The sequence below is a fragment of the Arcticibacter sp. genome (assembly GCF_045629565.1).
In the GTDB taxonomy this organism is placed as follows: Bacteria; Bacteroidota; Bacteroidia; order Sphingobacteriales; family Sphingobacteriaceae; genus Arcticibacter.
On record NZ_JAZQRL010000105.1, the window covers coordinates 40,387 to 52,903 of the forward strand.

Genomic DNA, 12,517 nt, shown 5'->3' on the forward strand with positions numbered 1-12,517 from the left:
TATTTAATTGCTATTCAGCTTCTGTTTCTTCAAGCTTCGATGCCATAAGCTTATCGTATTCTTCCTGAGAACCAACGATAATACGCTCGTAGCTACGTAAGCCGGTACCAGACGGAATCAAGTGACCGACAATTACATTTTCCTTCAGACCCAACAGGTTATCACGTTTACCGCTGATAGCTGCTTCGTTAAGAACCTTCGTTGTTTCCTGGAAGGAAGCGGCGGAAATGAACGACTTAGTACCTAATGATGCACGGGTAATACCCTGAAGAACCGGGCTGGAAGTTGCCGCGATAGCATCACGAGCCTCAACCAACTTCAGATCCTTACGTTTCAAGACAGAGTTCTCATCTCTTAGTTTACGCACAGATATTATCTGTCCGGCCTTTAGATTAGATGAATCTCCCGGGTCTGTAACAACCTTTTTGTCATAGATATCGTCATTCTCCAACATGAAGTCCCAACGGTCAACGGCATCCTTCTCCAGGAAACGCGTATCACCCGGATCCTCGATCTGAACCTTCTGCATCATCTGGTGAACGATCACCTCAAAATGCTTATCATTGATCTTCACACCCTGCAGACGATAAACTTCCTGAATACCATTTACAAGATATTCCTGAACCGCAGCCGGACCTTTGATAGACAGAATATCAGCAGGAGAAATTGAACCGTCAGAAAGTGGCATACCAGCTTTCACAAAGTCATTATCCTGTACAAGGATGTGCTTAGACAACGGAACAAGGTATTTTTTAAGCTGTCCGTCTTTAGATTCGATCGAGATCTCTCTATTACCACGCTTAACGCCACCTAAAGTTACCACACCGTCGATTTCCGTTACTACTGCCGGGTTAGAAGGATTACGTGCTTCGAAAAGCTCCGTTACACGTGGAAGACCACCCGTAATATCCCTTGTTTTTCCCGTTGAACGAGGAATCTTAGCGATGACCTCACCCATTTTAATCTTAGCACCTTCATCGACCGCAATGTGAGCACCCACAGGAATATTGTATCCCTTTACGATCTGTCCCTGACCATCAGCAATCTGAATAACCGGGTTCTTTGTCTTATCACGGGTATCGATAATTACTTTCTCTCTGTGACCTGTCTGCTCGTCAGACTCCTCACGGAACGTAACGCCTTCAATAACCGCTTCGAAAGTAATCCGACCAGTGTATTCCGAAATGATCACCGCATTATATGGATCCCAGCTACAAATTCTGTCGCCTTTAACCAGTTTCTGTCCTTCTTTCACGTACAAGTAAGCACCGTAAGGAATATTACTTGACATGATCATCCGGCCAGTTCCCGGCTCAATAATACGGAACTCACCAGAACGGCCAAGAACTACTTCAACAGGTCCTTCTTCAGTTTCGTATGGTACAGTTCTAATGTTCTCAAATTCAATTACACCTTCAAACTTAGCCACAATCTGAGATTCAGCAGCGATGTTCGATGCAGTACCCCCAACGTGGAATGTACGAAGTGTTAACTGTGTTCCTGGCTCACCGATGGACTGCGCAGCAATTACGCCGACAGCTTCACCAGCCTGCACACGCTTACCGGATGCGAGGTTACGACCATAGCAAAGGCCGCAAACTCCTCTTTTGCTTTCGCAGGTAAGCACAGAACGTATTTCAATACCTTCTAGTGGAGAGGCTTCGATTGTCTCTGCAACTTCTTCAGTAATGTCCTGATTGGCAGCAACAAGAAGTTCACCACTTATTGGGTCATACACATCATGCAATGATGTTCTGCCCAGGATTCTGTCGTATAACGGCTCAACAATATCCTCGTTATCTTTCAGAGCAGTGGTATAAATACCTCTTAATGTACCACAGTCAGTTTCACCAACGATCATATCCTGTGCAACATCATGTAGACGACGAGTCAGGTAACCAGCATCCGCTGTCTTAAGTGCCGTATCCGCAAGACCTTTACGAGCACCGTGAGTAGAGATAAAGTATTCGAGAACCGACAGACCTTCCTTAAAGTTAGAAAGAATCGGGTTTTCGATAATCTCACCACCTGAACCAGATTTCTGAGGTTTCGCCATCAGACCACGCATTCCGGCAAGCTGACGAATCTGCTCCTTCGAACCACGGGCTCCTGAATCAAGCATCATATATACCGAATTGAATCCCTGATTATCGTTGGATAAAATATCCATTACATTCGATGTTAACCGATTGTTGATACGGGTCCAGATATCGATGATCTGATTGTAGCGCTCGTTGTTGGTAATGAAACCCATGTTATAGTTATTCATTACTTCATCAACTTCCTTAGTCGCCTGCTCGATCAATGTAACCTTAGAATCAGGAATATTGATATCCAGAAGGTTGAAAGATAGTCCGCCATGGAACGCCATCTGGAATCCTAGCTCCTTAATATCATCAAGGAACTGCGCAGCGCGGGCCATACCCGTTACCTTCACAACTTCACCAATAATATCACGAAGAGACTTCTTAGTCAAAAGCTGATTGATAAATCCTACTTCTTCAGGAACCATCTGATTAAACAGAACACGTCCTACAGTAGTATCTATGATTTTGCTAACGATAGTTCCATCTTTCTCTTTCGTCTTTGCCTTTATCTTGATAAATGCGTGAAGATCAATTTTCCGCTCATTATAAGCAATAATAACCTCTTCAGCCGAATAGAAAGTTTGTCCTTGCCCCTTAACAACTCTTCCCTCATCAGTCTTACGGCCTTTAGTAATATAATAAAGACCCAAAACCATATCCTGAGAAGGAACCGTAATAGGAGTTCCGTTCGCCGGGTTCAGAATATTGTGGGATGCAAGCATCAAAATCTGCGCCTCAAGGATCGCAGCGTGGCCAAGCGGTAAGTGAACAGCCATCTGGTCACCGTCAAAATCCGCGTTGAACGCTGTACACACAAGAGGGTGAAGCTGGATAGCCTTACCTTCAATCAGCTTAGGCTGGAAAGACTGGATACCCAATCTGTGTAGCGTAGGAGCACGGTTAAGCAACACAGGGTGTCCCTTTAACACATTCTCCAGGATATCCCAAACAATAGGATCCTTACGATCTACGATCTTTTTAGCAGACTTCACTGTCTTAACAACACCTCTTTCGATCATCTTACGGATGATGAATGGTTTGAAAAGCTCAGCAGCCATATCCTTTGGTAAACCACATTCATGCAACTTCAGGCTAGGGCCTACAACAATTACAGAACGGGCAGAGTAATCCACACGTTTACCTAATAAGTTCTGACGGAAACGACCTTGTTTACCTTTCAGGATATCCGAAAGAGATTTCAAAGCACGGTTACCTTCCGTTTTCACCGCGTTAACCTTACGTGAATTATCAAAAAGAGAGTCAACAGCTTCCTGTAACATACGTTTTTCGTTACGTAAAATTACTTCAGGAGCTTTGATCTCAATCAGTCTCTTCAAACGGTTGTTACGAATAATTACACGACGGTACAGATCATTTAAATCTGAAGTCGCAAAACGTCCACCTTCAAGAGGCACCAATGGGCGCAACTCAGGAGGTATAACCGGAACAATCTTCACGATCATCCACTCCGGACGATTTTCAATATTCTTACGTGCACCACGGAAAGACTCCACAACATGAAGACGTTTCAACGCCTCATTCTTACGTTGCTGAGAAGTCTCGTTTGCCGCCTGGTGACGAAGATCATAAGACTGCTGATCAAGATCCAAACGTTTCAGAAGCTCTTCAAGAGCCTCAGCACCCATCTTAGCGACAAATTTCTGAGGATCCTTATCATCCAGATATTGGTTTTCCTTAGGAAGCGTATCCAGGATATCCAGGTATTCTTCTTCAGTCAGGAAATCCATTTTGTTGATACCATCAGCCTCTTTAACACCCGGCTGAATAACAACATAACGTTCGTAATAAATGATCAGATCCAGTTTCTTGGTAGGAAGACCTAACAGGTAACCAATCTTATTGGGTAAAGAACGGAAGTACCAGATATGCGCAACAGGCACAACCAGGTTGATATGGCCCATACGCTCACGACGTACCTTCTTCTCTGTTACTTCAACACCGCAACGGTCGCAAACAATACCTTTATAACGAATACGCTTGTATTTACCGCAATGACATTCATAATCCTTTACAGGACCGAATATACGCTCACAAAATAAACCGTCACGCTCCGGTTTGTAGGTACGATAGTTAATCGTCTCAGGCTTTAAAACTTCACCGCTTGAACGCTCCAGAATAGATTCCGGAGAAGCCAGGCTAATCGTAATCGAGGTGAAATTGCTTTTTATTTTATTATCCTTTTTATAAGACATAGCTTTTATTAAAGTTAAAAGTGTAAAGTATAAAGCTGAAAGCCGGATGAACCCGCTTCCAGCTTTAAACTTTTAACTAATCTAACGTGATATCTAAACCTAAACCTCTTAACTCGTGAACCAATACGTTGAATGATTCAGGAACTGAAGGAGTTGGAAGGGTTTCGCCCTTAACAATCGCTTCATAAGTTTTAGCGCGGCCTACCACATCATCCGATTTAACGGTTAGTATCTCTTGCAGAATGTTCGCTGCACCAAATGCCTCCAGTGCCCAAACCTCCATCTCACCGAAACGCTGACCACCAAATTGAGCTTTACCACCCAAAGGTTGCTGAGTAATTAATGAGTATGGTCCGATTGAACGTGCGTGCATCTTGTCGTCAACCATGTGTCCAAGTTTCAGCATGTAGATAATACCTACTGTCGTTGGCTGATCGAAACGATCACCTGTTAATCCGTTGTATAAGTATGTACGACCAGAAGCCGGAAGTTTAGCCTTAGAAATCCACTCCTCAACCTCGTGATGGCTCGCACCATCAAAAATTGGAGTCGCAAATTTAATTCCAAGTTCCTTACCTGCCCATCCGAGAACAGTCTCGTAGATCTGCCCAAGGTTCATACGTGAAGGTACCCCTAACGGGTTAAGAACGATGTCAACCGGCGTACCGTCTTCAAGGAAAGGCATATCTTCGTCGCGAACGATTCTCGCAACGATACCCTTATTTCCGTGACGACCCGCCATCTTATCTCCAACCTTCAGCTTACGCTTCTTGGCGATATAAACTTTAGCCATCTGGACAATTCCTGAAGGAAGCTCATCCCCTACACTAATAGCAAACTTATCTCTCTTGTAAGCACCAAGCTCTTCGTTAAGTTTGATATTATAGTTGTGCAGTAATGCCTTGATCAACTCATTTTTGTCCTCATCAGTTGTCCACTTAGTTGGATTGATGTTCGCGTACTCCAGTTCAGTCAGCATTTTCTGCGTGAACTTAGCTCCCTTAGGTACAAGAAGCTCCTTGTATACGTTGAAAACTCCCTGAGAAGTCTTACCATTCACAATAGTAAACAACTTGTCAATAAGGCTTTCCTTCAGACTTTTAACAGCCCTGTTATGAGAATTATCTAATTTCTCAAGCTGAGCTTTCTCTTCTGCCTTCGATGTTTTCTTAGCACGAGAGAAAAGCTTAGTATCGATAACCACACCTTTGATAGAAGGCGGAGTTTTCAATGAAGCATCCTTCACGTCTCCTGCTTTATCGCCGAAGATCGCACGAAGAAGCTTTTCTTCCGGTGAAGGATCAGACTCACCCTTAGGTGTAATCTTACCGATCAGGATATCACCTTCCTTAACTTCAGCACCGACGCGAATGATACCATTCTCGTCAAGGTCCTTAGTCGCTTCTTCCGAAACGTTAGGAATATCCGGAGTAAGTTCTTCCTCTCCACGCTTAGTATCACGAACTTCCAGTTCGAACTCCTCTATATGAAGTGAAGTAAATATATCCTGAGAAACAACACGCTCGGAAATAACGATCGCATCCTCAAAGTTGAAACCCTGCCAAGGCATGAAAGCCACTTTCAGGTTTCTACCCAATGCCAATTCGCCATCCTGAGTCGCATAGCCCTCACAAAGCACCTGCCCTTTTTCAACACGCTGGCCCTTCTTCACGATAGGCTTCAAGTTGATACAGGTACTTTGATTGGTTTTCTTAAATTTAATTAAGCTGTATGATTTAGATTCTCCATCAAATGAAACCAATCTATCATCATCATTACGATCATAGATAATACGGATCTCATTCGCGTCTACGTATTCCACGACACCAGGACCTTCCGCATTGATAAGCGTACGGGAGTCACGCGCAACTCTTCCCTCAAGACCTGTACCAACTACAGGAGCTTCCGGACGAAGTAACGGTACTGCCTGACGCTGCATGTTCGAACCCATCAGGGCACGGTTGGCATCATCATGCTCAAGGAACGGAATCAAAGAAGCCGCTATTGACGTAATCTGGTTAGGAGCAACGTCGATCAGATCGAGTCTTTCCGGCTCAATTACCGGGAAGTCACCTTCAAAACGAGCTTTAACCTTTGGAGTTTCGAAGATACCCTCTCCATTATAGTGAGCATTAGCCTGAGCGATGGTTTTACCATCCTCATCTTCTGCAGACAAATAGATAACAGGCTCTTCAACTACAACCCGGCCATTGTCAACCTTACGATAAGGCGTCTCAATAAATCCTAAGTTGTTGATCTTCGCATGTACACAAAGAGACGAGATCAATCCGATGTTCGGACCTTCCGGTGTTTCAATAGTACACAGACGACCATAGTGCGTATAGTGAACGTCACGAACCTCGAAACCAGCACGCTCTCTGGAAAGACCACCGGGGCCCAAAGCCGACAAACGGCGTTTGTGCGTAATCTCAGCAAGAGGATTGGTTTGATCCATGAACTGAGATAACTGGTTGGTACCAAAGAAAGAGTTGATAACCGATGACAGCGTACGGGCGTTAATCAGATCGGTAGGCGTGAACACTTCGTTATCACGAATATTCATACGCTCACGGATCGTTCTGGCCATACGTGCCAGACCAACACCAAACTGGGCATACAATTGCTCACCTACCGTACGTACACGACGATTTGATAAGTGGTCAATATCATCCACCTCAGCCTTCGAGTTGATCAGTTTGATCAGGTATTTAACGATAGCAATGATATCATCTTTTGTAAGCACCTTAGTCTCTTCAGAAGTGCTAAGTTTAAGCTTACGGTTGATGCGGTAACGACCTACATCACCCAGATCATATCTTTTATCTGAGAAGAAAAGGCGGTCAATAATACCACGGGCAGTTTCTTCATCAGGTGGTTCTGCGTTACGGAGCTGACGATAGATATGCTCCACCGCTTCCTTCTCCGAGTTAGACGTATCCTTCTGCAGAGTATTGTAAATAATCGAATAATCCGCGTTGTTAGAAGCATCCTCCTTTGTCAGGATCACACTCTTAACTCCCGCATCAATGATCATATCGATATGGTTTTCATCAAGAACAGTCTCGCGCTCAAGGATGATCTCATTACGGTCGATAGAAACAACCTCACCAGTATCCTCATCCACAAAGTCTTCTACCCACTTCTTAAGAACCCTTGCTGCAAGTCTGCGGCCAATAAATTTCTTTAAGCCTGATTTACTAACCTTAACCTCATCAGCAAGTTCAAATAGCTCAAGAATATCTTTATCCGAGTCATAACCAATCGCACGAAGCAGAGTGGTTACAGGGAACTTTTTCTTACGGTCGATGTAAGCATACATGACGTTGTTCACGTCGGTCGCAAACTCGATCCAGGAACCTTTAAAAGGTATTACACGGGCGGAGTATAGCTTACTACCATTCGTGTGACGGCTCTGGCCGAAAAACACACCCGGGGATCTGTGGAGCTGAGATACAATAACGCGCTCTGCACCATTGATAACAAAGGTACCTTTAGGAGTCATATAAGGGATAGTACCCAGATAAACATCCTGTACAATTGTCTCAAAATCCTCATGCTCTTCATCGTTACATGATAAGCGCAATTTGGCTTTTAAAGGAACGCTATAAGTTAAACCACGCTCAATACATTCCTGTATGTCATAACGGGGCGGATCTATGAAATAATCAAGAAACTCCAAAACGAAGATGTTTCTTGAGTCAGAGATCGGAAAGTTCTCAGCAAAAACCTTAAACAATCCTTCCTGGTGACGGTTGTCAGAAGTAGTTTCGAGCTGAAAAAACTCCCTGAAAGATTGCAGTTGAACATCCAGGAAATCGGGATAATCGATTACGTGTCTGCTGGTTGCAAAGTTTATTCTTTCGCTTTGATTTTTGGTTGCCAATGGATTACGATTTTAGTTTATCAAAACTGTGACTTCTTTAGGCATCTATGACCCTGTTGCAAGTCGGACAACTTGGGTATAATACAAACAACAATAGACCCCGGCGAAAAACCGGAGTCTAAAGTAAAAAATTATTGAGTTGAGAAATTACTTAACCTCAACTACAGCTCCTGCTTCTTCTAATTGTTTCTTAAGAGCTTCAGCTTCGTCTTTAGTAACACCAGTTTTCAATTCTTTTGGTGCACCGTCAACTAAGTCTTTAGCTTCTTTCAGACCAAGACCAGTAAGATCTTTTACTAATTTAACAACAGCTAATTTCTGACCACCAGCTTCTTTAAGGATCACGTCGAACGCTGTTTTTTCTTCAGCAGCAGCAGGTCCATCACCAGCAGCAGGAGCAGCAACTGCTACTGCAGCAGCAGCAGGCTCTATACCATATTCATCTTTTAGGATCTGAGCTAATTCGTTAACTTCTTTTACAGTTAAGTTTACTAATTGTTCAGCAAACGCTTTTAAATCTGCCATTGTATTTAAATTTTAATATAATACTTTTTTATGTGTAAGAACTTACAGGTGTCCTACTTAACCTCTTTCTTGTAATGTTTTAACTAATCCAGCGATCTTAGCACCACCAGACTTAAGTCCGGAGATAACATTCTTCGCAGGAGACTGTAGTAATCCGATAATCTCACCAACAAGCTCTTCTTTCGATTTAAGCGTTGCAAGTGCGTCTAACTGATTGTCGCCGATAAAGACGGCACTGTCAATGTAAGCACCCTTGATAAGCGGTTTCTCACCAGTTCTTCTCAATTCCTTAATCAATTTCGCAGGCGCATTTGCTACGCTTGTGAAGATGATGGTAGAAGAACCTTTCAACACATCGATAAATTCAGCAGAATCTAAACCTGCACCTTCCATCGCTTTGCGGATCAATGTGTTCTTGGCAACCTGAATCGAAATTCCGTTGTCAAAAAACTTACGACGGATCGCATTTACTTTAGCTACTGAAAGATTTGAAGTATCGGTGATGTAAAAATTACCGTATTCTTTAATCTGTTCGGTAAGGGACTGAACAATTTCTTGTTTCTCTTCTTTTCTCATGATTAGATTCCCCCTACTGATTTAGTTTCAACCTGGATTCCAGGAGACATAGTCGAAGAGATATGAATACTCTTGAAATATGTTCCTTTCGCTGCTGACGGTTTTAATCTTGACAATGTCTGAATTACTTCCAAAGCATTATCGTAGATCTTATCAGCGCTGAATGATGCCTTTCCAATTGACGTATGGATGATACCTGTTTTGTCAACCTTGAAATCGATCTTACCAGCCTTTACATCTGTTACCGCTTTACCAATCTCGGTAGTTACAGTACCAGACTTAGGGTTCGGCATCAGGTTACGCGGACCTAAAATACGTCCAAGTCTACCTACTTTTGCCATAACACTAGGCATGGTGATGATGATATCCACGTCGGTCCATCCACCCTCTATTTTAGAAATATACTCGTCCAGACCCACAAAGTCTGCTCCTGCTGCTTTAGCTTCTTCTTCCTTATCAGGAGTTACTAAAGCCAAAACACGAACAGTCTTACCTGTACCATGAGGAAGGGTTGCGATACCACGAACCATCTGATTTGCTTTACGAGGATCTACGCCCAAACGAACGTCGATATCTACTGAAGCATCAAATTTGGTTGTAGTGATTTCTTTAACAAGAGCCGAAGCATCTTGTAAAGAATACGCCTTTCCAACCTCAATTTTGGAGAGTGCCTTCTTTTGATTTTTTGATAATCTAGCCACTTCTTAACTGATTTAATTAATTAACTGTTCCAGGGTGCATTACCAGAAACGGTAATTCCCATACTACGTGCTGTACCGGCCACCATTCTCATAGCAGACTCTACAGTGAAGGCGTTTAAGTCAGGCATTTTATCATTAGCAATAGTCGCTACCTGTTCCCAGGTTACAGAAGCAACCTTTTTACGGTTTGATTCTGCTGAACCACTCTTCAAACCTGTAGCTTCCATTAACTGGATTGCCACTGGCGGTGTTTTAATGATAAAATCAAATGACTTATCAGCATAGACTGTAATTACAACCGGTAATACTTTACCTGGCTTATCTTGGGTACGAGCATTGAACTGCTTGCAAAACTCCATGATGTTCACACCCTTCGCACCCAATGCAGGTCCTACTGGAGGTGATGGATTTGCGGCGCCACCTTTGATCTGTAATTTTACTAACGCACTGACCTCTTTTGCCATTTTTGTTTATTTATTTATTACTCAATGTTAGTAAGTTGGAAGCTGTAACATTTAAGCTCTTATAGAATTATTATTATTCTTTCTCTACCTGCATGTAGTTAAGTTCGAGAGGAGTACGGCGTCCAAAGATCTTAACCATGACCTTAAGCTTCTTCTTCTCTTCATTAACCTCTTCAATAACACCTGTAAAACCGTTGAACGGACCATCCATTACCTTAACGTTCTCGCCAACGTAATAAGGAACATTCATTGTTTCACTCTGCTGGGTCATTTCGTCTACCTTACCCAGTATACGGTTCACCTCTGCAGGGCGCATCGGAACAGCATTACCACCTTTGTCTCCAAGGAAACCGATAACACTATTTATATTCTTGATAATATGCTCCAATTCACCGTCCAACACGGCTTCAATCAAAACATATCCAGGGTAATAATTACGTTCTTTAGCTATTTTCTTTCCATCCCTCATTTGGTAGTACTTCTCCATAGGGATCAATACCTGAGGTAATAAATGAGAAATACCAAGACGGTTAATCTCGGCTTCAAGATATTGCTTTACCTTTTTTTCTTTGCCACTAACTGCACGTACAACATACCACTTCAGCTGATCACTCATAATAGCACTCATTTAGTTAGCAACTGATCTATAAAATAACTTCAATAAGTTACCTACCGATTCATCCATCGCCAAAACTAAAAGGGCGATAATAACTGAGGCAATCAGGACGATCACTGCAGAATTCTGCAATTCAGCCCAGGTTGGCCATGACACCCTTTGGGTCATTTCCTCATATGAATCTTTAAGAAACTCAACTACGTTAGCCATATTTGCAAACTTTAGCACGGGCACAAGGATTCGAACCCTGATCAAAGGTTTTGGAGACCTCTATTCTACCATTGAACTATGCCCGTATAACAACTGATTAAGCAGTTGAAGACTTTTTAGAACAAAATACTCAGGAAATCCTGAGTATTTTGCCATTTATTGTTCTGAATAAGCCCTAAAGCTCGTTCTGTTTATTTTAAGATTTCAGTTACCTGACCAGCACCTACTGTTCTACCACCTTCACGGATAGCGAAACGAAGTCCTTTTTCCATTGCGATAGCGTTGATCAACTGTACAGTGATAGTAACGTTATCACCAGGCATAACCATTTCAACACCTTCTCCTAGTGAAATCTCACCAGTTACGTCTGTTGTACGGAAGTAGAACTGAGGACGGTATTTGTTGAAGAAAGGAGTGTGACGTCCACCTTCAGCCTTTGATAATACGTAAACCTCAGCTTTGAAATCTGTGTGAGGAGTTACTGAACCTGGTTTACAGATAACCATACCACGACGGATATCAGTTTTCTCAATACCACGTAACAATAAACCTACGTTGTCTCCAGCTTCACCTCTGTCTAGGATTTTACGGAACATCTCAACACCTGTTACAGTTGATTTAAGATTTTCAGCACCCATACCTAAGATTTCAACTGGCTCACCAGAGTTGATTACACCACGCTCGATACGACCAGTTGCTACAGTACCACGACCAGTGATCGAGAATACGTCCTCAACAGGCATCAGGAATGGAAGCTCAGTCAAACGTGGAGGGATTGGAATGTAGTTATCTACAGCATCCATTAATTCCATGATTTTACCAACCCATTTCTCATCTCCGTTCAATCCACCTAAAGCAGATCCTTGGATAACTGGAATATCATCACCAGGGAAATCGTAGAAAGATAATAGTTCACGGATCTCCATTTCAACTAGCTCTAACAACTCAGGATCGTCTACCATGTCCACTTTGTTCATGAAAACAACAAGAGCTGGTACACCTACCTGGCGAGCCAATAGGATGTGCTCACGAGTTTGTGGCATAGGACCATCAGTAGAAGCAACCACAAGGATTGCACCGTCCATCTGAGCAGCACCAGTAACCATGTTCTTCACGTAATCCGCGTGACCTGGACAGTCAACGTGTGCGTAGTGACGGTTTGCTGTTGAATACTCAACGTGTGATGTATTGATAGTGATACCTCTCTCTTTCTCTTCAGGAGCAGAGTCAATTGAATCAAAT

The 12,517-nt window shown here is 42.9% G+C and carries 9 protein-coding genes and 1 tRNA gene; all 10 read right to left on the reverse strand.

The window, feature by feature from the left end:
- Nucleotides 1-10 precede the first annotated feature (10 nt).
- Nucleotides 11-4,300: a DNA-directed RNA polymerase subunit beta' gene (gene rpoC / locus ACKI5J_RS14600; protein WP_407430223.1), complete on the reverse strand. Its 4,290-nt coding sequence runs from the start codon at nt 4,298-4,300 to the stop codon at nt 11-13.
- A 76-nt stretch (nt 4,301-4,376) separates the two neighbouring features.
- The gene (rpoB, locus tag ACKI5J_RS14605) at nt 4,377-8,183 is read right to left on the reverse strand and encodes a DNA-directed RNA polymerase subunit beta (protein ID WP_407430224.1); all 3,807 of its coding nucleotides are present in this window, start codon (nt 8,181-8,183) and stop codon (nt 4,377-4,379) included.
- A gap of 147 nt (nt 8,184-8,330) precedes the next feature.
- Nucleotides 8,331-8,708 (reverse strand): 50S ribosomal protein L7/L12, encoded by a 378-nt coding sequence (gene rplL / locus ACKI5J_RS14610; RefSeq protein WP_106290247.1) that lies wholly within the window; start codon nt 8,706-8,708, stop codon nt 8,331-8,333.
- 57 nt (nt 8,709-8,765) lie between these two features.
- Nucleotides 8,766-9,284 (reverse strand): 50S ribosomal protein L10, encoded by a 519-nt coding sequence (gene rplJ, locus ACKI5J_RS14615; RefSeq protein WP_407430225.1) that lies wholly within the window; start codon nt 9,282-9,284, stop codon nt 8,766-8,768.
- A 2-nt stretch (nt 9,285-9,286) separates the two neighbouring features.
- Nucleotides 9,287-9,985: a 50S ribosomal protein L1 gene (gene rplA / locus ACKI5J_RS14620; RefSeq protein WP_407430226.1), complete on the reverse strand. Its 699-nt coding sequence runs from the start codon at nt 9,983-9,985 to the stop codon at nt 9,287-9,289.
- A 20-nt stretch (nt 9,986-10,005) separates the two neighbouring features.
- On the reverse strand, nt 10,006-10,449 hold the full coding sequence (gene rplK / locus ACKI5J_RS14625; RefSeq protein ID WP_106290241.1) for a 50S ribosomal protein L11: 444 nt from the start codon (nt 10,447-10,449) through the stop codon (nt 10,006-10,008).
- A 73-nt stretch (nt 10,450-10,522) separates the two neighbouring features.
- Entirely contained in the window at nt 10,523-11,065 is a 543-nt protein-coding gene (nusG, locus tag ACKI5J_RS14630) for a transcription termination/antitermination protein NusG (RefSeq protein WP_106291163.1), read from the reverse strand.
- A gap of 12 nt (nt 11,066-11,077) precedes the next feature.
- Entirely contained in the window at nt 11,078-11,275 is a 198-nt protein-coding gene (gene secE / locus ACKI5J_RS14635) for a preprotein translocase subunit SecE (protein ID WP_407430227.1), read from the reverse strand.
- Between the two features lie 15 nt (nt 11,276-11,290).
- Nucleotides 11,291-11,361: transfer RNA gene (locus tag ACKI5J_RS14640), tRNA-Trp, on the reverse strand.
- Between the two features lie 105 nt (nt 11,362-11,466).
- Nucleotides 11,467-12,517 (reverse strand): elongation factor Tu (gene tuf, locus ACKI5J_RS14645; RefSeq protein ID WP_407430228.1); only part of this gene is annotated, 1,051 nt, incomplete at its 5' end.